This is a genomic window from Pseudoalteromonas luteoviolacea DSM 6061, assembly GCF_001625655.1.
GTDB lineage: Bacteria > Pseudomonadota > Gammaproteobacteria > Enterobacterales > Alteromonadaceae > Pseudoalteromonas > Pseudoalteromonas luteoviolacea.
Window position 1 is genome coordinate 63,109 of the sequence record NZ_AUYB01000078.1, and the last position, 20,682, is coordinate 83,790.

Annotated in this window: 18 protein-coding genes; 10 read left to right on the forward strand and 8 right to left on the reverse strand. The window is 40.5% G+C overall.

The annotated features are described in order from the left end of the window. Positions 1–40 precede the first annotated feature (40 nt). Complete coding sequence (gene iolE / locus N475_RS03380) at positions 41–958, forward strand: myo-inosose-2 dehydratase (RefSeq protein WP_063358425.1); 918 nt, start codon at positions 41–43, stop codon at positions 956–958. A gap of 21 nt (positions 959–979) precedes the next feature. After that, positions 980–2,005 carry a sugar phosphate isomerase/epimerase family protein gene (locus N475_RS03385; RefSeq protein WP_063358426.1) on the forward strand — a complete coding sequence of 342 codons (1,026 nt, stop codon included), beginning with the start codon at positions 980–982 and terminating at the stop codon, positions 2,003–2,005. Between the two features lie 74 nt (positions 2,006–2,079). On the opposite strand, the gene N475_RS25335 is transcribed toward N475_RS03385, so the two are convergent. The 5 genes from N475_RS25335 to N475_RS25045 form a co-directional block, all read right to left on the reverse strand. Further along, on the reverse strand, positions 2,080–2,247 hold the full coding sequence (locus tag N475_RS25335; RefSeq protein WP_155732536.1) for a hypothetical protein: 168 nt from the start codon (positions 2,245–2,247) through the stop codon (positions 2,080–2,082). Between the two features lie 388 nt (positions 2,248–2,635). After that, positions 2,636–3,658 (reverse strand): fibrinogen-like YCDxxxxGGGW domain-containing protein, encoded by a 1,023-nt coding sequence (locus N475_RS03390; protein WP_063364694.1) that lies wholly within the window; start codon positions 3,656–3,658, stop codon positions 2,636–2,638. A 307-nt stretch (positions 3,659–3,965) separates the two neighbouring features. Then, on the reverse strand, positions 3,966–4,499 hold the full coding sequence (locus N475_RS03395) for a hypothetical protein (RefSeq protein ID WP_063358428.1): 534 nt from the start codon (positions 4,497–4,499) through the stop codon (positions 3,966–3,968). Positions 4,500–4,508: 9 nt separating this feature from the next. Then, positions 4,509–6,575 (reverse strand): LruC domain-containing protein, encoded by a 2,067-nt coding sequence (locus tag N475_RS03400; RefSeq protein WP_063358429.1) that lies wholly within the window; start codon positions 6,573–6,575, stop codon positions 4,509–4,511. Positions 6,576–6,809: 234 nt separating this feature from the next. After that, positions 6,810–6,989 carry a trypsin-like serine protease gene (locus tag N475_RS25045; protein ID WP_264373377.1) on the reverse strand — a complete coding sequence of 60 codons (180 nt, stop codon included), beginning with the start codon at positions 6,987–6,989 and terminating at the stop codon, positions 6,810–6,812. Positions 6,990–7,160: 171 nt separating this feature from the next. On the opposite strand from N475_RS25045, the gene N475_RS03405 reads away from it, so the two are divergent. The 3 genes from N475_RS03405 to N475_RS03415 all read left to right on the forward strand — a co-directional run bounded on the left by N475_RS03405 (position 7,161) and on the right by N475_RS03415 (position 9,792). Next, a complete protein-coding gene (locus N475_RS03405; RefSeq protein ID WP_063358430.1) occupies positions 7,161–7,553 on the forward strand; it encodes a tellurite resistance TerB family protein in 393 nt (130 codons plus the stop codon). A gap of 266 nt (positions 7,554–7,819) precedes the next feature. Further along, positions 7,820–9,274 (forward strand): YHYH protein, encoded by a 1,455-nt coding sequence (locus tag N475_RS03410; RefSeq protein ID WP_063358431.1) that lies wholly within the window; start codon positions 7,820–7,822, stop codon positions 9,272–9,274. After that, positions 9,271–9,792: a Rossmann-fold NAD(P)-binding domain-containing protein gene (locus N475_RS03415; RefSeq protein WP_063358432.1), complete on the forward strand. Its 522-nt coding sequence runs from the start codon at positions 9,271–9,273 to the stop codon at positions 9,790–9,792. Before N475_RS03410 ends, N475_RS03415 begins: the two co-directional genes overlap by 4 nt. Before the next feature lie 70 nt (positions 9,793–9,862). Here the strand turns inward: N475_RS03415 and N475_RS03420 are convergent, their stop codons facing one another. Beyond that, positions 9,863–10,987, reverse strand: a complete 1,125-nt coding sequence (locus N475_RS03420) for an FAD-dependent oxidoreductase (protein ID WP_063358433.1) — start codon at positions 10,985–10,987, stop codon at positions 9,863–9,865. A 410-nt stretch (positions 10,988–11,397) separates the two neighbouring features. Between N475_RS03420 and N475_RS03425 the strand changes: the two genes are divergently transcribed. Then, positions 11,398–11,841, forward strand: coding sequence for a hypothetical protein (locus N475_RS03425; RefSeq protein ID WP_063358434.1), 444 nt, complete (start codon positions 11,398–11,400; stop codon positions 11,839–11,841). Between the two features lie 27 nt (positions 11,842–11,868). Here the strand turns inward: N475_RS03425 and N475_RS03430 are convergent, their stop codons facing one another. Then, positions 11,869–12,423, reverse strand: coding sequence for a hypothetical protein (locus tag N475_RS03430; RefSeq protein ID WP_063358435.1), 555 nt, complete (start codon positions 12,421–12,423; stop codon positions 11,869–11,871). A 257-nt stretch (positions 12,424–12,680) separates the two neighbouring features. Here N475_RS03430 and N475_RS03435 point away from each other — a divergent pair, with 257 nt between their 5' ends. The 4 genes from N475_RS03435 to N475_RS03450 all read left to right on the forward strand — a co-directional run bounded on the left by N475_RS03435 (position 12,681) and on the right by N475_RS03450 (position 19,106). Next, on the forward strand, positions 12,681–13,997 hold the full coding sequence (locus tag N475_RS03435) for a sphingomyelin phosphodiesterase (protein ID WP_063364695.1): 1,317 nt from the start codon (positions 12,681–12,683) through the stop codon (positions 13,995–13,997). An 85-nt stretch (positions 13,998–14,082) separates the two neighbouring features. Further along, positions 14,083–15,009: a hypothetical protein gene (locus N475_RS03440; RefSeq protein WP_063364696.1), complete on the forward strand. Its 927-nt coding sequence runs from the start codon at positions 14,083–14,085 to the stop codon at positions 15,007–15,009. 162 nt (positions 15,010–15,171) lie between these two features. Continuing rightward, the gene (locus N475_RS03445) at positions 15,172–17,988 is read left to right on the forward strand and encodes a PAS domain-containing hybrid sensor histidine kinase/response regulator (RefSeq protein WP_063358438.1); all 2,817 of its coding nucleotides are present in this window, start codon (positions 15,172–15,174) and stop codon (positions 17,986–17,988) included. A gap of 494 nt (positions 17,989–18,482) precedes the next feature. Continuing rightward, complete coding sequence (locus tag N475_RS03450) at positions 18,483–19,106, forward strand: hypothetical protein (protein ID WP_063358439.1); 624 nt, start codon at positions 18,483–18,485, stop codon at positions 19,104–19,106. A gap of 912 nt (positions 19,107–20,018) precedes the next feature. Here the strand turns inward: N475_RS03450 and N475_RS03455 are convergent. Then, positions 20,019–20,606 (reverse strand): hypothetical protein, encoded by a 588-nt coding sequence (locus tag N475_RS03455; RefSeq protein WP_063358440.1) that lies wholly within the window; start codon positions 20,604–20,606, stop codon positions 20,019–20,021. Positions 20,607–20,682: the final 76 nt, after the last annotated feature.

Here is a 20,682-nt window from a genome sequence, read left to right on the forward strand (position 1 = left end):
TTGGCTAGCTAAACACACTACCACCAACAGGGAGTTTAAGATGAGCAGAACAACCATGTTTCCAGCGAACACAGTTAAATTTGGCATAACACCAACTGGCTGGGTCAATGATGACTTTTTAGATATAGACACGGGAATTCCATTTGAACAAATCGTCAGTGAAATGGCACTGGCAGGGTTTGAAGGGTGTAGCCGAGGGCATAAATATCCGAGCGACCTCCAAGAACTTAAACGTGCGTTAGAACTTAGAGACCTAAAGATATCCGAGCCGTGGGTAAGCACTTACTTTACAATCAATGATATGCATGAGCAAACATTTGAAAGTTTTGAAAAAGAAATTAACTTTTTAAAACAGATGCAAAGTGGTGATTTGGTACTTGCGGAACTTGGAGGCTCCTCACACCAACAACCGATAGCGCTTGTCCCAAATGCTCCTAAATTTAGTGATGAGCAGTGGCGAAGACTCGCAGATGGACTAAACGAGCTTGGCCACAAAGCAAATTGTCATGGTATCACCATGTGCTATCACCATCATATGGGTACTGGCGTCATGACGATGGATGCCATCGCAAAACTTGCAGAACTGACCGACCCAAACTGCGTAAACTTTTGCTTAGATACCGGCCATTTGTTTTTTGCTGGTGGAGATAATTTAGAGTTTATTAATTTGTACGGTGAGCGTATTAAACATGTACATTTAAAAAATATCCGCAAAGATGTGATGGATTACAGCCTAGCTAATGATTTGTCATTCAAAGAAGCAATTTTACGAGGAGTATTTACTGTGCCGGGCGACCCCGCTGGTTGCCTTGACTTTAAAGAAATCTTACAAGCACTTGCAGACAAGAGCTTTGCAGGGTGGTTAATCGTTGAAGCAGAACAAAATCCAGCTAACGCCAATCCTTTGTTATATGCCCAAATGGCGCGTAAGTATTTGCAAGAGGTAACTGGCCTGTAAAAGTCGAAAGGAGTTGTTTTTATGCAACATAATACAGACATGTACTTCAGCTTTTTTATGTTTGGGTCAAATTTTTCTATTGAAGATCCTGTATTTTTAGATCAAGCAATGGTGCATATTCGTCGCTTAGTGGAAATGGGTTACACTGGTTTTGAATTTCATCCCGGTAGGGAAGACACAACAGCATATGCTTTTTTGACTTACCAGCAGGAACTAGATGCTTATTGTGCGTTTCGCAAACGCATGAATGACGAGGGGTTTTCGCATATAAAGGTCGCAACAAATGTGGGTGCTACTGTTGACTGCGATCCGAGCTCATCGTGTGCAAGTATTCGTGCGGCAGGGATTGAATATTTGAAGTCTCGCATAGATATTACATCGGCCCTTGGTGGGGAAATTATGATGGGCCCCTTGGTGATCCCTTATGGGGGCTTTGTTGTCAGTGCACCAAATGGAGAGCAAGTTTGGAGTGATGGATTGCAGGACGAGCTTCAAGCTAGGTATAAAACAGCCCAACAGAGCTTTGTGACTTTAGGGCAATATGCAGCTGCTAAAGGGGTGAAATTGGCTATTGAGCCTATCAGTCATTGGGAAACGCCGGGGCCAAATAAATTGGCGCAGTTGATCTCATTTTTGGATGGGATAGATGACCCAACAGTAGGTGCCGTGATAGATAGTGCCCAAGAGACGCTAGACGGAGATGGTCCTGAGGTATATAAAGCTCAAATTGACTATCTAGCAGATCAAGGGAGGTTGCATTATGCGCAAGCCTCTCCACCCGATAGGGGGGATCTGGTAAATTGCTGGTTACCGTGGGAGGGGGTATTTACGCCGATCCTGTCAAGGTATACTGGCCCCATTGCTGTAGAGATTTTTAACGCTGTTGGCGCATTTGATCAAGGACTCAGATTGAGCAGGCGTAAATATTGGATTCCAGAAGTAGATGAGCCTAACCAGTATCCAAATGCTTATCAAATTGCTCAGCAAGCTTATGATTTTACCCAAAGGAAGCTGGATAAAATTCGCTGTGGCCTAACTTCTAAATAGCTGGAATATTCTAGCCAAAGAAGTGGCATAGAGCATGCCACTTCACTTCCCAATAGACTTACTTTGACAGGTATTTATTGAGGCTTGTTTTTAGGGATAGTACAACAGCTGTCATACGAGTAGGTTAAACATAACGCAGCAGACAATCCACCAGCGACTGCTGGCGTAAATTCGTCTGCTAATACTTTGTGTTCTCGTGACAACTTTTTTAGACTCTTTTTAGTAAGTTTAATGCTTTTCATCCTATATCTCCTTTATGAATGTCAGCTCAATTGCTGAGCGTTTAACTTATCACACTAAACTTTCGCTTTAAATATTAAATCCCTAATTATATCTGTTATCAAATATTTTATTTATTTTGTGGTGCTTTTAAGGTTGAGCTTTTAATAGAATGATATTCTGAGGGTTATTATTTGGTAACGTCTGGCGAGCCCGTATTTTAGGGACAAATGTGGGTAGTGTGTGGTTTTCAGTCTGATGAATGTGACTTATTAATTTGGCATTAAAACTATTCTCCTTTTTCAGATTTGGAGCCGAGCGGGTGTTCAAATTGTATTGAAGAAAGAGGAGGGGGCTCATCTAGAGCCAAAAAAGGGACCGTCTGGGTCCCAATCATAAATTACTTTTGGACTAGCGCATCCAAAGTAGTGCCCACTGAGTGCCATTTGGCTCTCGGCCTGATACGCATTGAGCTGAACCTACACTTCCAGGCTTGTATGTACCTCGAGCTACCCAGCAATAACCTGCGTGAACATCATTTTGCCATCCCACTAAAGTGTGCGTATTGACCATTGATAAATATTGTGGTGATACGCAGCCAGGAATGACTTCTGCTCCCGGTTCTAGACTCTTCATACAAGCTGGTTTATCAACGCGTTGTGGCATAAATTCAACACGTTCATTGTAACCCCACGTATATCTCACTAGCTCTAATTCTGCGGTAGTGAAATTTACGCCATAGACGTTAAATCCACCACCACAATTTGCGCTGGCACAACTGACTTGCTCTCTCACATCGGAGAATACGCTTAGATCGCCTTTGAATAGCCAAAGTTTAGTAACGTTATTCGGGTCAGTTTCAGGGATATCACCATACTGATTAATCGAGCTCTTACCACCAGGCTCATTTTTAGGGTAGCTACCTACTAATGTCCAGCCGCCACCGTCGGTGGTCATATCACAATACATACTAACTACTTCACCCGATGCGTCATACAAATCGTATACACCGTCACCTTGGCTTAAGCCTGCAGATAGAATGTCATTACAGCTTGTTGCTGTATTGGGTTGAACAGGACTTAGTGTCCAATCGCCTTTTTCTCCATTTGCTGCAAACCAAGTGCCGCTATAGTTTCCTTGTACGTCAACCTGACCAAGGAAGTATTGAGTATTTGAAGGCGTTTTATCCGACAGTTTAAAGTCAATAACATTACCATTTTGCTCTGTAGAACCAGAGATAAATTGATTAACTGTCTCTGAGTAAAAGTGAGCTTTGTCGCCTATAATTGTGATTTCTTTTACTGAACCCGATTCTATAATACCATTTAAGTGAGAATCTGAAGTAAGTACATATTCACCAGCAATGGGTTGTTCTTGAGCGACGGCTAAGTTAGCTGCTATAAGAGTGCTAATCGTAAGAGCTAGTTTTTTCATACCTTTCCTTTGAGTATTTTAAATATATTTGAAAATTATTTATGTGTGAATGTAGAGCTGTAAAGATTATATTAGGTCACGGGCTTTGTGTCTTAATATAAATAAGAGCGCAGGATTTTAATTAAATTATTTATATCATCAAGGTATTTTTTACTTTTCTATTTTTTCAGTGAATTCCCAATAAATTGCTATTAAAAAATATTAAATAATTGTTTTTAATTTATTTAAAAAAAGCATATCTCAATACTGGGATATGCTTTACGTTGGACTATCGTGAGTCAACACGAAACTCTTAATTATTTACGCATTAGTTTATTTTCCACTCTTGCTGCTGCACAGTAGCGTCAAATTCCCAGTTATAAACAAGCGGCTCGATACTCGTGCTGTAATACCAAATCTCGGCTTTCAGTTTTTGTTCAGAGTGGGGTAACAGGATTTGTACCGTTAAACCGTTACTATCAATGGGCGCTCTTAAGAAGCAAGTATCTTCATTAGTGAGCGTAGCGTCTTGCTGGCAAATATTGATAAATGCACGGCTGCTTACCACATCAGGGCCAATGGATACAGAAACAGGCACATCTGTTTGAAAGTCAAAGCTTTCATCAACTACAACGGCTTCCATACCTTCTTCGCTGTTTGTCTCTTCAGTGATTTGCTCTTCTGCGGCTTGCTCTTCAGTTGTTGTTTGAGCTTGCGTATCTGTATTTGTAGTGCTTTGAGTTGTTGTGGTAGTCGTATTTGTCGTACTACTTGGTGTTTGGCTCTGCCCATCGGACCCGCCAGAGCCTCCGCCACAAGCTGTTAATAAAAGAGTGATTATAATTGCGATAACCTTGTTCATGATAGTCTCCTAGTTTTGTGCTGAGTTGCTGATTGTGTACTGGTAGTTTGCTACTGGGTTTTCAAACCAAGTTGAGTATTGCACGCCTGCAGACTGGGCAAACTCAGCAAACTGTGGGTATGCAACTGACATATCGACTCTTTCGATTGGGTGATCCCAGTCGGAGTTAATGATCAGTGCCCAAGGCAACCCAGTCGATGTTTGGTAGTATCCATTGGTTGATGAGGTATCATCGGCTTGGTCTAAATAACTGCTATCAAATGCTTCGGTTGGTTCGTGGTTTTTCAGGTGTACTTCCCATCCACGACCATTGTTCTGGTCTACAACTGTACCGTGATAATGACCATCTACAGCAAAGATGAATGGGTCTACTTTACTGTTTGTTGCAACACTGGCACTGTAACTGGTTGACAGTGGAATGGTGATATCAAATGGATATGGTGCTCTTTGAATGTCGGTACAGCCTGTTTCGGTTCTGAAGAACTTACAGCCTGGCTGGACAGGAACCATACTTCTTGTATCGGCAAATATTACCACGATGGCTTCGTTGCGATTTGCTTCTAGCGGACTTTCAGTTTGGGTGGTGCCGTCGATGTTGAGTTCAATCTGAGCCTCGTCAACATGCTGGCGAGCGATATCTTTGAGGCGAATAGCAAAGGCGTTATGATAACCTGCGCCTACAGCAACAAGCGCGCCTTCGATTTTATAACGGACCACTTGGTTGCCGATCTGGCTTGTTATTACGCGGTACCTGACAACGACATCGTTGAAGTCGTAGTCGCCTTTTTGTGGCCACAAGTCTTCAAATGCTGCTGTTTTCCATGAGGTTGAATTCTGGATCATGCTACTGGCGACAACTGAGACACTTAAATCCTCAACTTCGCCATTATCAATACCACCTTGAGGTGCAATATCGCTATTGTTTGAAACGCGGAACCTCGCCCAAGTGCTGCCTTCAATCGCATCAACTGGAACAGGTATAAGTACTCGGTTTTCACCAGCACTGCCTTGATATTGGCTAATAACACGCTCTGAATCTTGGAATTGTCCATCTCCATTCCAATCAATCCACGCATTCACAAAGCCAGATTTAGAAAGTGTGAATGACACCAAGCTGTCATATCCAGTCTCTAGATTAGTTAAGAAACTGACCCCATTATCATCGTCATTAGCTTTTGGCAAATACTCAGCACTCACGCTTTGACCAAAAAATAGGTCTCCAACATTATGGCGTGCACCATTGGCATCTAGCGATGTACCGTAGCTGTCTGGCGCGTCGCCATAATCTATGGTTGGATCTTCGGTGTCATCAATGATTGGAGCGGTTGCACAACGTGCCCCATCATTGGTGTTAGACAAAGGGCCATATGCAAATAGTTGTGTATTGGTTGGGTCGTTTATGTCAATTTTGTAGACATGCCCATCCTGATTTCTGCTGATGTAGAAGTTGTTCTCTACATCAAAATAGACAGCGCCAAATGTTCCAGACTGGCCGACATTTCCTAGGTTAGTGCTCGTACCATTGGAAACATCTATCCTGTGTAGATTACCATTGCTATCGACGCTATAAGCTAAGCTGGCGTTTTCGTCAGGCGCAAAAGCCATGTCAAATATATTCAGGTTTAAAGAGCCACCATCAATAACGCGCGTGGCTTGTAAATAATCGCTACTGTTCTCGTCTAGAGATACTCTGTATAAACCGAGGCTGCTACCTTTTTTGTACACATAAAATGCATTTTCGTGTATCGCAACATCACCAACGTAAAAGTTTGTGTCTGGAAACCCTGACGTCATAATCGGCTCAAGAACATAATCTTTGCCAACACGCCCAATGTCTTTGTTGCTGTAGTCCCAACCGTAGATATAGCGGTCGTGCACGCTAAATCCGATGCCATTGAGTTTATTATTTGTGCCGACACTTTCCGCGAATGTACTGTATGCGCCCGACACCAAATTTACACCGTACATAGTTGCGGTGTTGCCTTGCACTAAAAATGCTTTAGAAGGGCATGTATCGAATGGGGCGGCTGATAATCCTGCGGAAAATACACAGGCTCCTACTAGTAACTTTTTCATATGACTCTCCAACGTTTTATTTAACTGGAGTTGACATTGCAAGTGGAAGGCCAATTTTAACTCATTGAAAATTAATTAGTTTTTATTTTTCTCATGATTGGGATTGCAATATGCAACGCAGGATCAAAATGAGAAATGCATTGTACAAATGCTAGTTAGAGGAAAAGGAGTGCAATCAGTTACGTGCTATGTACTTTGTACAACTACCATGTTTCACAACATGGGTGCTTAAATTTAGCGTAACCCAGTAAATAACTTTGGGAGTCTAACAACTAAACCCTCAGTGTATGGTAAGTTTCTTTGTACAATCAACGGTCCGCCGCTATCACCTTGACACGAGTCCTTACCACCTTCCTCTAAACGGGCACATATCATAGTGTCAGATATTTGCCCGTTGTAGTGTGTTGCATCTATTTATGATGGCTTACATCTAAAAGAGCAACTTCATCGCGATAAAATTGTTAATCATCTAAATTGCGCGTTTTCGCTATGACAAACGTAATAATGTAGATTATGTTAGTCAGAGCAATTAAAAATATGAATGATTGCTGCCACTGATATTCAGATGAGCTGTAAGGAGAAAAAATGAAATTTGAGCAACTGTTAAGTCATTTTGACACTGGGATTTGTGTTGACCAACTACAAAAAGAGTCTTTGCTAGACATTGCCTTACTATTTATTGGTGTAGATGGTGAAATTGACGAAAGTGAGAAGCAAGTCGTTTATGACTGGGCGAAAGGGCTGCAGTGGAACTCTAGTATTGCCATTGAAGATTACCTAGAAGACAGCCTAGGTAAGTCTATTCTTGCAGTTCAACAAAATGACATTGAATCATTTATACGACATCGGATCCACCACATCGTTGATGAGCCTATGAGACGTTTTGCCAAAGAACTCGTTGTTAAAGTAATTGAAGCTGATGGCAATGTAGACGAAGCCGAAGAAAAGGCACTAGCGATACTAGAAGCTGAGCTGTAAACCACGTTAGACTCGAAATTTACACTTAAGTAGTTAGGGTCAATTTTTGAGGGCTGGAAGTGTAGTATCTAGCCCTGATTCGATTGGACAAGGCACCTATCATAAAGCGTTAACTGCGCTATTAGGTGTGGCCATTACCACACTGAAGGCCATTCGTAATTTCCTTGTTTTTTGCACATTTCACAATAGTTTTTTTTCACCGCATTGTGTAGCCTGAATAAAATATCTTATCTTTTGGTAAGGCCCTCAATTTACAAGAGCAAGCTATGGCTAAAATAAAAATAGGCGCGGTGTCTTTCTTATGTGCATACTTAGTTGGGTGTGGAGGAGGGAGTGGAGCAGACTCAAACTCTAACCAGCCCAATACACAAAATACATCCCCGATATGTTCAGCAACGACATTTGTTACACCAAGAGGCAGTGGTGATATTGCTATCAGTAGTGCACTGCAATGTATGGATGCTGATGGTGATACCTTATCATTTACGCCTTCAACGATTTCTAGCAATGGTGTGATAACTGGCGAGTATTCTATTGATGTTTCGGTTTCTGACGGTCGTGGCGGACAAACAACTGTGCAATTGCCATATCAAATTACTAACCAGTTGCCACAATGTAGCCAATCAACGGCTCCTACCGTGACAGCGAAGAGTGGCGCACTCGTAATCGAGAGCTATTTAACTTGTTCGGATCCTAACGGTGACAACATACAGCTCAATCCGCAGAGTATTGATATATCGAACTTAGCCAATGGTAATTACCAACAACAAATAAACTTCAGCGATGGTGAGCTAAACGTATCTTTGGTGTTTGAGTATACCGTGAGCGATGACGCTCAAGTGGAAATTACACGTTGTGAACGTATTACCCAGTCTGTTGCATTGTCTCCTGAAAGTGACGTTACGGTGACTTGTGATGCAAACTATGCCTACGTTACTTCAGATACTTACCCAGATCATGATCTAATGAATGGGATCACCGCAACCAACGAACAGATCCCTGTGCCCGCTGTTGGCTACGCAGCACCGATAAAGTTGGAACCGCATACCGCAGCCAATCCTACAACCATTGATGCTGCGCTTGGAGTCGCAGTGAATGGGGTGCCCATCTACGATTATTCAGCTGCGGGAGAGCTGGATTTATTTAACTATGACCCAAGCATAGACACGGTGAAATTAGGCCAATTAGATAACTGCGGTGGACACGCTGGACGAGGAGATGACTACCACTATCATGCTGCTCCCACCTGTATGATGGCATCAATGGAAAACTTAACTGACGAATCAATTATTGGTTGGGGCTACGACGGTTATCCTCTCTATGGGTTTAACCACCCGGATGGCAGTGCCATTGTCGAAGGAGACCTAGAGTTATGTAATGGCTATCCTGATGAGACATATGGTTATAGATATCACCTATCGACTACGCCACCTTATGTGTTTCAATGCTTGGTCGGAGAAGTCGACACAAATGTTTTGCCGCGCGTAGCGCCTCTAACTGGTGGAGCTGACCGCGGAGATCTTCGCCCACCTGCAGGTGATGTACAAAATTTAACGCACACCGTAAGCAGTGATGGTAAAAGAACCATGAGTTATGACTATCAAGGAGAGAACTATTACGTAACCTATACACCAAGTACAGAGAAAGCGAATTGCTATGAGTTTGAAATGAAAGCTATTTCAAATAATGGAGCAATTCAAACGGGAACATACTGTAGATGATTGATATTAAGAAAGTAGTTTATAACTGTTTAGCGATTTGGCTTGTATGTGTCTGTACAATGGCCCACGGCCATGCTCTAAAAGAAACAACAGCAACTATTACGGTAAGAAGTGGCCAATTGGACATCTTAGTAAACGCTAATTTTGCTCATTGGCTGTCTACGCTTCATAGCCATGAAGCTTGGTTGCTTGGAGATACAGAGCTAGTACTTCTTGCGAACCAAACTGATAAGCATAAAGCAAAGCAACTTAAGGAGATGATCGTGCAGCGCACGGGTGTGGCTGTGAATGGCCATAAGCTTAAATGTTCTGTCAATCAATTCCCAAGTAACCTAAGTGAGTTGCAAAAGGCGCATCATACTCGCAGTTATTTTAGGTTAGGGTGTATTGCACCAAACTCACAAATTAATTCAGTTGCCCTGTCTTTGCCTAAGTCTTTGGGGCGTATTTATGTCAGTTTAGTTAGGCCAAAGCAGCAAGTTATCGGAGCTGGTGAAAAAGCGATGTTTAATCTGTAACTTATTGCAAATTTAGGAGCCTAATAATCTGAGATTCAAAGGCCCTTAAATTTGCAGCCGATATAGAGGCTTAGCTTGTCAACTTACGTGCTAAGTCAGCATGGCCTCTTACCATACTTTCTGTTAGTTGTTGATCTGGTTGAGTGCTATAGGCCCGTTTTACTGCCGTGCCGCCAATCACAATTGATCCCTTTCTTGGAAACATATACAAGTAGCCCTCAGGTGTTGGCACAACATAGGAATAATTGATTTTAGGTTGAGGTAATAAGTGCGTTAGTTGGCCTTGAATAGGGTACATGCTTTCATCGCCAAATAGCTTACTTGCTCCTAGCCCAGAGCAGTTTACGATGACATTTTCTGTGAGGGCGAGCACTTGGTCTTGGTTGTCAAATTTGGTTTGTTTGAGTTTCACGCCTGCCATTTGTGCATCTTGTAAAATGGCTGGTAGATACAACATTGGATCGATGATCAAAGCTTTCATATAACTCTGATATGGGTAGCCAAATAAATTGTCTTTGGTGCTAGTTGCTAAATTTGGATATAAATCATTACCACCAGGTAGCGCTCTGATTGAGTCTCTCACTTTTGGAAGCAGGAGATGGTAGTTATTCCAATAAACCCCATAACGAGGAACATTAACGAAACTTAGAAAGCGAGAAAATGACCCCCGAATAATCTGCCTGTCTTTCTCTAAAAATTCTGGCTTGACTATGCTTCTGTCAAAATAACTACTGGGTAACCAAAGTGCTGCTGCAATGTTTGAAGTAGTATTTGGAGGAAAGTCTTCAGCATAGATGGTGACGTTAAACCCTTCGCGTGAAAGTATTAGAGCTGTTGTTAAACCCATTACGCCAGAGCCAATAATGGCAATGTCTTTTGCTAGAGGTTTACTGGCCAATTGAGCGGCAATTATTGATGTTCCCCAAGAAAGTGTGATGCCACCGCCGCCATGTCCGTAATTGTGTACGAGCGTTTTATTGGCAATTTTTTGTGACTCCAATCGGTATCCATCTGGTCTGAATGGGCGTAGTCCAACAACGGAGTGTATTACTCTTTGCATTGAGGACTTTAAAGGTGTGTAATGATGGTATCTACCGCGTTTATTTGAGTTTGTTATAGGGATAGAAGAGCAAGATGACAGCCCAAGCATACCAAGCCCATACCCTGCGCCGATTAAAAGTTTCCGTCTATTCATGGTAATTCGCCATTTCTGTAATTGTTATAATATAACAATGTACCCAAAATAAATAATTGTAAAGCTAAGAGACGTAACAAATTGTGCAGATATAACCACGTCTTTGGAGCGGGCTTTCCTATGTAAAGTTTAAAATATTGGATGAAACCACAATACCTCAAAACTGATGCTAATAAGCGCAGTTAGAATTGTGCCAGAGGCCTAAATGGCATTCTTTTCTAAGTCTACGATGTAACTTTGCTTCAATGTTCTAATGACATCTTCATATTCACTTAGGCCAAAGCCAATAGCTAAAGGTAAGTGCATGTCAAATATATAAAAATTGCATTTAAAACAAAGGGGATGTAAAGTTTGTCCCGATTTTTATAATGATCACAGTTTTACATTTTGCATTAACAAGGAGCTTCTGAATGCACAAAGCCATATTACCCTTAATCATTGCATTTGCATCGTTTTCATCTCAATCAGCTGATTTTGAGTTTTCTACTGGTGGCGGAACGCAATATGGAGGTTTCATTGGCATCCAAGGGGGGCTTAAATTTGAAAAAAGCCGTTATTTTGCCGCTTTGGGATTGTTTGGGGTATCTGCTGGTGCTCAGTTTCAAATGTCAAACGATGGACACCATTCGCTTGGAGTTAATGGTGGCACGATGTACGGTATTTTCGGCGGTGACAAAGATTACATTGCCATGACGTACAATTATCATTTTAAAGGGTTTCATAATTCAGGTTGGGAAATCGGTACTGGTGTTGGCTATTTCAAGACAGAAGAGCACTCAATCTGGTTCAGCTCTGACGTTGCTGAGGAAGAGGAAAAAGCACATATAATATTCAATATTGGCTACAAGTTTTAATTTGTATGGCGCTTTTAAATAAATGGCTCAGCTTAACGGTACTGCGAAAAATGCAATTGGTTCGTCTGAGCTATTGTCTATTAGAATTAGAAATGCACCCTCAACGTTACACGTAGGCTCCCAAAGGGAGATGTTTCTATTTTGTTCAACAACGAACTGGTTGTAATCATGCGTGCCTTTTTTCATACTTTGGTAAGCAAGTTTTAGATTAAGATGGTGTAGCCAGCCATTAATTTTATCAAACGACAAGGTTTCTAAAAATGGCAAGTCTGGGTGAGTCCAACAACCTTGGCTGTCTCTTTTAACTTCAACTGGTTCAAGTTTGGTTTCATGTGCTATCGCCTCTAACAAGTACTCTTTTGCCAATTGTGGATTTTTATCAATACACTGCAACGCACATTTAATCCCCGCATCCATTTTAGAGATATCTTGTGCTAAAACAGTCGCCGCATTAACTATCCAGTCATCAACTCGAAAGTCCAATGCTTGTTGTGCCGTTTTTGGTAAGGTATTTGAACTATTAGTCTTTCCTACTTCGAGCGCATGTGCTTTTAATATGAGCATGACTTTATTCGGGGTCATTGCGATTTCTCCCAATATATAATGGTATAAATTATGAGCAGTTATATTTGTAACATAGTCAAGCGGAAATGGCTTAAAAATATTTAGTAAACTGAGAGTGAGTCATTAGGTATAGCTCCTTCTCCATGGGGTATTATGGAATAAATATAACAAAGTCCATTCAAAAATCTGGTCTAGACTAATTCATAGAAAAGACATCATAAAGAAACATTTCTTGCGAATAATTCCAGCAACATTAATCATCAATAAGAAAAGTTATGAAACTTCAGTTACTAAGCTTTGCAGCTGTCATGATTTCTACCTCTGCACTTGCCGATAGCGATATCTATTTAACTAATAATAGCGATCAAGTTTTAAATATCTCTGTAGAGCATACAGGCTCGGATACTATGAAATATGGAGATGAGTGGTCTCAGCACGTTACTCAATTAAATCCCTATGAAACTAAAATGGTTTTAAGCTTCAATCGATATTATGGTGCTAAGTCTGGGCATAATTATCAATTTAAAACTAAGGTGACTACGCAATCTGGGGATATTGTTAACTTGCAGCAAAATATGAAGGGCACATGGTATGGTTCAACCATTACGCACAGTGCTTATGGCGAGGATTTTAATTCTGGCCACTTTAGTGATAGAAATATACACCGCTACCAGTCAAATATAGATTTGTCGGACCAATCTGTTGAAGTGGCATTTAAAGCTAAATCAACAGCTAGATATGACGACTTCTACTATACAATAACACCAAAACAGCAAGATGAATTACCGGAGCCAAGCCCTGAACAGCTTAAAGTAATGAGTTACAATATCTGGGCGCTGCCAGTTATTGCCTCGCATATTTCAGACCGTATGGCGTTACTACCCGACTATTTGAAAGGCTATGATGCGCTGCTTCTGCAGGAAGTTTTTCACGCTCAGAGAGAAACTTTTTTACAGCAAATTTCTACTGAATATCCTTATCAAACTCGCATGTTAGATAAACCTGGCGTTAATATTTATGATGGAGGTGTGATTATTGTAAGCCGCTACCCAATCGTTAATCAGACCCAGTATGTATTTCCAGATTGTTCGAGCACAGATTGCTTTGCAGACAAAGGGGTTAACTATGCCGAAATAATTAAAAATGGTGAGGCTTATCACTTGTTTGCAACGCATACTGCATCCAGTGACACAGACACTGCACGTCAGCACAGACAGTTGCAATTTAAACAAATACGCAATTTAGCAACGAGTTTAAATATTCCTCAAAATGAAACTGTTGTTTATGGGGGGGATTTCAATGTCAATAAGCTGAAGTTTCCTGGTGATTACTCTAACATGCTTGCTAATTTAGGCGCATCTGCACCTGAGTACCTAGGTTATACAAGCTCGACTTTTGATCCTCGCGTCAATTCATTTGCTAGAAAAGCCGGAGATACTGTTGAGTACCTAGACTATATTGTTGTGAGTGAAGAGTATAAGGCAATCGAAAGTAATTCTAATGAAGTAAAAGTGCCACGTAGTACTCATCAAAGTATTTGGGAACATTGGGACTTATCTGACCATTTTCCTGTAAAAGCTGTGATCAAGTAGCAGCCAATTAATAAGAGTGAGCTTGTTGTTATGCAATAAGCTCACTATTGGTGTTTAAAGCCTATGTTCATAGTGAGGTTTATTTGTGAAAAATAACATTCTTTATCTGGTTTTTATTGCGTTGGCGGTTATTTCTGTGGGTGCTTATCAAAAGGCTGACTTTACAGGTGCTAGTGGCGTTACTAGTGAAAAAGCGCTTCTGTATGTGCAGAAAAGTGAAAACAGCCAAAAGCTGGTCAAGCCTTCAAACACTGAGTCAATGGGTGAAGAAGGTCTTATCGAAGAGCTTATTGAAAAGTTAGCGATGGCTAATTTGACAGAGATAAAACCCTTGATTGAATCGTTTTGGCAAGTATGTCTGAAGCAGTCGACTTGTGACGAATTATTGTCAGACTTACACACCAACACAAGCTTTGAAAAATATCAGCTGGTTGCCCAATACCCGACAAAGCAACAGGAGTTCAAAGTGCTAACGCAAAGCGAGGACTTTAATACTAGCACGGTAGAAAAGGTTGAACGGATTAAAAGTATCTATGTTCAAGTGTGGGGTGATATTGCTTCAGAGGTATTTCACGAAGCATTCTCGTTTTACGACACGCGCGCCATGCTCGCTGAATTAACCGATAAGGGAAACGAATTAGAATACAACGATTTTATTGAACAATTAGATACTTTAGGCCAACAAGGCCGAATATCATTAGATAAAAGTGAGCAATATAGCATCGCTATCGAAGTACTGGGTGCAAACATGAGCCCTAGTAAATTGTCTGAGCTTAAAAGTCAGTTAGCCATGCAATACTTTGGCAAAGAGCAGGCTGAAGCGATTGTAGCGCGTCAGTATCAAGTCATTGAGCAGCAAAAAACGGTGCAAAATTACCATCAAGCACTCAAGCAAAAAAAAGCTCAGCTAGAATTATTTAGAGAAACCGAGTTTTCAGACTTAACAGAGCAGCAATGGAGAAACCACTATGCTGCGGAGATCAAAGCCTTTAGAAAGGCGTTTTTTAATTGAAGTAGGTGAAAGCGCGATTTTAGCGCCCGATATGAATGATTTTGTGAAGATACGAATTAATGTAAATAAGGTCGAGAACACGATTCCATTGATTACCCCTTTAAAAAATACGATGATTTGTCTACATTTTAGTTATTGATATCAAACTGTTTTGACGCTGGAATGTCCAAATCATCAGACTTAAATGTCACTTTAAATCAAGCGCCGCACAAGGATGAAGAGCTTATTTTCCCCCAAGAGTTGAGCCCATCTGAACTATTAAATTTTCTCAAGCTATCAACAGAATTAGCAGCTGACGAGGTTTTCTGGATGAAACCAGACTCAGAGATCCTGTACGTGAATAATACAGCATGTGAAAAGCTTGGATATAAAAGAAGTGAGTTGATTGGAATGAGGGTATGGGATTGGGACCCACTATTCCCGAAGGACGTGTGGCCAACCCTATGGGCTGAGTTAAAGCAAAAAAAGCACATCGAGTTTGAGTCAAAGCATCAGACAAAAGACGGTGTGATTTTTCCCGTATTTATAAGAGGCCATCATATTCCATACGGAGATGAAGGTGTGCTCTTTGCCTATGTTACGGATATCTCTGAAAAAGTAGAACAAGAAGCAAAACTAAAGCAGGTTAATGAACAAATACAAAAAGAAGTTGCGATAAAAACCCAAGAGTTGGAGCAAAGCAATCATCGCTACGATATTGCTGTAGAAGGCACAGACGTTGGCCTTTGGTCGTGGAATATTGAAACAGATGAAACTTATTGGTCAGCAAAGTTTTATGAGCTACTTGGATTTGACAATGGCGAGATCGAAGCGAGTTTTGACGCGTGGAAGCAAAGGCTACATCAAGATGATCAAATACGAGTACTTCGTGCATTGGAAGCCCACTTAAATGAGCACCAAAAATATGACTTAGAATTTCGTTTACGCTGTAAAGACAATCAGTACCGGTGGTTTAGAGGCAAAGGTAAAGCAGAGTTTGGCGCATCAGAAAAACCTGATCACATGTTTGGCAGCCTAGAAAGCATTCAAGAACAAAAAGCGTTAAAAGCAGCTTATGAATTTGAACAAGAAAAATTTAAAAAGTTTGTAAATTTAGCGCCAATTGGCATTGCGATTAATCGTTTTGAAGATGGTGCATTTGAATATGTTAATGATGAATTTAGCCATTTCACAGGTTATAGCGTAGATGAGTTGAACCAGTTGGATTACTGGGAAATAACGCCCAAAAAATATGCTGAAGAAGAGCAACAGCAATTGACCGATATGATTGAGACAGGTCGTTATGGTCCGTATCAAAAAGAGTATATACATAAAGCTGGCCACCTTTACCCAGTCTTGTTATCAGGCATTAAAATTTCTGGATTAAATGGCAAAGATTATATCTGGTCTGTTGTACAGGATATTACCAAGCAAAAGGACATTGAAAAGCAATTGCACAGGGCAAAAGAAGAATCAGATGCCAATTCATTTAGAATGCAATTGGCTAATGACTCGGCAGGTATTGGTGTGTGGGAATGGGACATCAAGACAAATGATTTGGTGTGGGATGAATGGATGTATCGCCTCTATGGTGTTTCAGAAGAGTTGTTTTCTGGGGCATATGAAGCGTGGGAAAAAAGCGTTCATCCGGAGGATTTGCAAGAAACTAAAACTTTACTTCAAGATGCTATTCAAGGCACTGCAATTTATGACACTGAATTTAGGATTGTGCGCCCGGACGGTGTTATCCGTACCATGAAAGCCAGTGCAGAAGTGATAACCGATGAGCAGGGGAATGCGCTCAAGGTGGTAGGCGTCAATTACGATTTAACAGAAAAAATAGAAGCGCTGGAAACGCTTGCAGTGGCAAAACAAGAAGCGGAGAAAGCCAATCGGGCAAAAAGTGATTTTTTGGCGAATATGAGCCATGAAATTAGAACGCCCATGAATGCCATTTTAGGTTGCTTGCAGCTGTTTAAAAATGCAAAGCTCGATAACGAACTAAGCACAATTTTAGACAATGCGTCTTTCTCGGCACAAAGCTTATTAACCATTATTAACGATATCCTAGATTACTCTAAAATTGAGTCAAACAAGCTCACGTTAGAGCAGGCACCTTTCTCATTTGAGCAAATATTGGACTCTGTAAAGTACGACTTAGATGCGCTGGCGAGCAATAAAGGCATCGACTTTTTGTTTTACATTGATGATAAGTTTCATGATGGCTGGCTTGGGGATTTAGTCCGAGTAAAGCAAGTACTCCTCAACCTAGTATCTAACGCCGTTAAATTTACTCACAAAGGCGCTGTGTCGGTTAGTGTGAGCAGCACCAAATTGAATAGCAAAGAGGCTATTCGTGTCGTGGTAATCGATTCTGGAATTGGGATGTCAGAGGATGCACAAAAACGGATTTTTGATAGATTCTCTCAAGCAGACAGTTCCACTTCTAGACAGTATGGTGGCACGGGCTTGGGTATGTCTATTACCGTTAGCCTCGTAAAACTGATGGGAGGTGAAATTAGCTTAAAAAGTGAGGTTAACAAAGGTACAGAGGTTTCGGTAATTCTACCATTAGAGCGCTCAAACGTGGAGCATTCTAGCCAAAAACAAGAGTCCGTCATGCCTCCAGATTTGAGTGGTATGAAAATCTTAGTTGCTGAAGACAATAAGATAAATCAGGTTTTAATTCGCACAATGTTAAAGCCTTGTCATGCTGCAGTGACGTTGGTAGAAAACGGCTTGCAAGCCGTAAACTTGGTTAAAAATACCGCTTTTGATTTGGTACTCATGGATATACATATGCCTGAGATGGATGGCGTTGAAGCGCAGCGCTTAATTAAGTCGCTTGACCAATCGCTGCCCGTCGTTGCACTGACTGCCAACGTCATGAGCAAAGATGTGCAAAGTTATTTGCAGCAAGGTTTTGTGTCTCATGTGGGAAAACCAATTGATATAAACAACTTGTATGGGGTGTTAAAAGTTTTATGCGCTGACAACTAGTTGAAAGCGAATGTTACTCGCTACTCAATAACAGGTATATGCAAATAGGCGATTTTGATTAATAGGTTGAAACTCATCACTAAAAATAAGCTGTAACAATAGCAAAAAATATTTGGGTAGAAGGTAAGTGAGAACGGATCTTATACGGTTTTAAATTGATATATTGAACTATATTTTAATTCGACAAAGTGGGAAGGTGGCAACAAGAAAACATAGTACAATAGTAACTGTTTAGTCTGCATAGTATATAAGTCGGTTCTACTTCTGTTATTCCCTCTCTTTGAGTAATTTTTTTCCTGTAAATGCAAGGTAATAAGCGATGTGGTTTTCTAGGGAAAATATGGTAATGAAATTTATTTGCATGTTTCAGGTTTGTTTCCTTTGTTGTATTTATTGTTTATAGTTGTTTGAAATTTTATTTTTGTTTTGTTATTGTCTTCTCGACCTAAATTTTAGGTTGTTAAAAATAAATTATAAAAATAATAAGGATTATTATGAATTCAATATCAAAACTGGCTATTGTTTCTCTGGGGGTGTTGTCTGCTAGTGCATTTGCGGCTGGCGATAATAAGATCAACTGTAAAACAGAAACTAGCCAGATTAAGTACTATTATGGTTGGGCAAGCTGTCATGCATCTGGGAAGTATCTTCAGGAGTATGTTAGCAGAAGCAGCTCCTTGTGGCACACAATAGAGGAGACGGAGTTTGACGGTATTAATTGGTCAACTTATAGATGTACTACAACTTTACCTCAAACAGGCTACGACACACATAATAGCGAGTCTTGCCAATACACCCCTAAGGCCAATATAACAGAACATCTAGTTCAATCGCATTATGATCGACGCACAGATACAACTTACTATGAAGCCGGTGTAATTGTTGCTGATTTCACTTATAGCGACCGTGATGGTCAGGTACAAAAAGTTGAAAAGTGGGTCAATGGTGTAAGTACGACTCGTGGCCATGTGGATATTACTTCTACAAGCACTGTGAGACTTCGAGTTACTGACAATGATGGTAATGTGACTGACACAACTAGAACACTTACTCCTCCTATGATTGAGCAATGTCGACGAGGCGGAATGTTAGTGCTATGTGGTGATGATTTCTTTTAAACAGTCACTATAAATAGTGGAGGGTTACTCTTTCTGGCTTTGGCTTGAATATTGGGTAACTCTCATATTAAATAAGAATAGATGTTTTTTAGGTGCGGTTATTCGGTTTATGTGTAAACTGCCTTAAGTAACGAGTTATGTTTTCGATATAATTAAGCTCTGTATTAAATAATTAAACTTCTTGGTAAGGCTGTATAAATACAGGTTGCTGGAACTTTTTATAGCTTTTTTGTAATTTTTGAATTTTGTTGTTGTGTTGGCTCTGCTTGATATCACCCCAATAATACTATTTTCGCCAAGTTTGGTTGAGGTTGTTCAGGGTTAAGGTGAAGAATATACCCAGATTTCAACAGTTGTGTTCCCGTCTTTATATTATAATTTCTATCAAATTATACTTATATCCCTACTCTATAGGGCTAGTAGAGCATCGAGCATTCAGCGCAGTAGTAACTTTGAATAAGCTTTAATAAAGGCCGGATTTATTGGATTTCCTCTTTGAGTATTTTAGCAAAAGCTAAAGAAACGCCACGCCAGCCAGTGGCCTGAATATTATGCAGGATGATGATTTTTGATATGTCACTTACATTTTTTTATTAGCAGTTACGTTAATTAATAACCCAGTGCTGAGTTGGAGTGTTATTAGCTGCTGAGAATAAATTATGACATTAACTGTTCCAAGTTGAGCTAAGGGTGACTATTTATTCGTGAAAGGGGCGTGGGATATTTTTCTATGGGTTTAACCGTGGCGCTAATGAAAGTGCCGCATCGCATGTTTAGCTATATGCACGCAACACGAGGCACGGGAAAGTTTTAGAGAACATTGTTTAGTGTTTTATCAAGTAACTTATTAAATTAAAAGTTGGCACAATCTGAAGGGAAGATAGGCCAACTTGAGTGATTTGACCCAACCTCTTAGTTATTAAGTGGGATTTTTGTGCCAATTCTATTGTTATATTCTGTAATACAGGCGTTTGGGGTGCTTGAAATATGGCGATTTCCATTAGATTTAAGCACTCGACTGTGTTCACCATTTTGCTCTGTGATTTCATATACTGAGGCTAGGCAGGTATTTGTATTAAAATCAATTTCATAATTTTTATTTTTTGCAAATGTCATATCGACGAATATGCCGCAAGATATGCTTGTGCCTACCCCTGAGTGCTTTTTGTAAATTAAAAAATTACTTGGCTTGTCGGCTTCGAAATAGTATTCCTTTGCATTTGCTGCATAGTCCCCATACTCCCACAATGGAACGCCCACTTTCTTGGATTTTATAAAGCTTCCATGCATCTTGGCATAAAGTGACACTCGATTTTTTGCATTTGCACATTCTGTATTGTCAAATCCAACTACTAAAGCTTCGCCACCGTGATGACCTGAAGCTACAAACCTAACTTTAGCTCTATCTCCTGCTGTTGGTTCTTCATAGTCAACGGTCGTTGATGCACAACCTGAAACTAAAAAAGATACGATCAAAAGTTTGGTACTGACTTTAAGCATTTGCACTCCAAGAAAAATTTAATACCCTATTCGGGGTCAATTGTTGCGGCGGAATTGTAACTCCCCCATAAACTGA

Bases quoted from the DNA above. Each gene is read 5' to 3' on its own strand.
- N475_RS03385 (WP_063358426.1), top strand. From the start codon at position 980: ATGCAACATAATACAGACATGTACTTCAGCTTTTTTATGTTTGGGTCA.
- N475_RS03435 (WP_063364695.1), top strand. From the start codon at position 12,681: ATGAAACTTCAGTTACTAAGCTTTGCAGCTGTCATGATTTCTACCTCT.
- N475_RS03430 (WP_063358435.1), bottom strand. From the start codon at position 12,423: ATGACCCCGAATAAAGTCATGCTCATATTAAAAGCACATGCGCTCGAA.
- N475_RS03405 (WP_063358430.1), top strand. From the start codon at position 7,161: ATGAAATTTGAGCAACTGTTAAGTCATTTTGACACTGGGATTTGTGTT.
- N475_RS25335 (WP_155732536.1), bottom strand. From the start codon at position 2,247: ATGAAAAGCATTAAACTTACTAAAAAGAGTCTAAAAAAGTTGTCACGA.
- N475_RS03450 (WP_063358439.1), top strand. From the start codon at position 18,483: ATGAATTCAATATCAAAACTGGCTATTGTTTCTCTGGGGGTGTTGTCT.
- N475_RS03455 (WP_063358440.1), bottom strand. From the start codon at position 20,606: ATGCTTAAAGTCAGTACCAAACTTTTGATCGTATCTTTTTTAGTTTCA.
- N475_RS03445 (WP_063358438.1), top strand. From the start codon at position 15,172: ATGTCCAAATCATCAGACTTAAATGTCACTTTAAATCAAGCGCCGCAC.
- N475_RS03390 (WP_063364694.1), bottom strand. From the start codon at position 3,658: ATGAAAAAACTAGCTCTTACGATTAGCACTCTTATAGCAGCTAACTTA.
- N475_RS03395 (WP_063358428.1), bottom strand. From the start codon at position 4,499: ATGAACAAGGTTATCGCAATTATAATCACTCTTTTATTAACAGCTTGT.
- N475_RS03425 (WP_063358434.1), top strand. From the start codon at position 11,398: ATGCACAAAGCCATATTACCCTTAATCATTGCATTTGCATCGTTTTCA.
- iolE (WP_063358425.1), top strand. From the start codon at position 41: ATGAGCAGAACAACCATGTTTCCAGCGAACACAGTTAAATTTGGCATA.
- N475_RS03415 (WP_063358432.1), top strand. From the start codon at position 9,271: ATGATTGATATTAAGAAAGTAGTTTATAACTGTTTAGCGATTTGGCTT.
- N475_RS03420 (WP_063358433.1), bottom strand. From the start codon at position 10,987: ATGAATAGACGGAAACTTTTAATCGGCGCAGGGTATGGGCTTGGTATG.
- N475_RS03400 (WP_063358429.1), bottom strand. From the start codon at position 6,575: ATGAAAAAGTTACTAGTAGGAGCCTGTGTATTTTCCGCAGGATTATCA.
- N475_RS03410 (WP_063358431.1), top strand. From the start codon at position 7,820: ATGGCTAAAATAAAAATAGGCGCGGTGTCTTTCTTATGTGCATACTTA.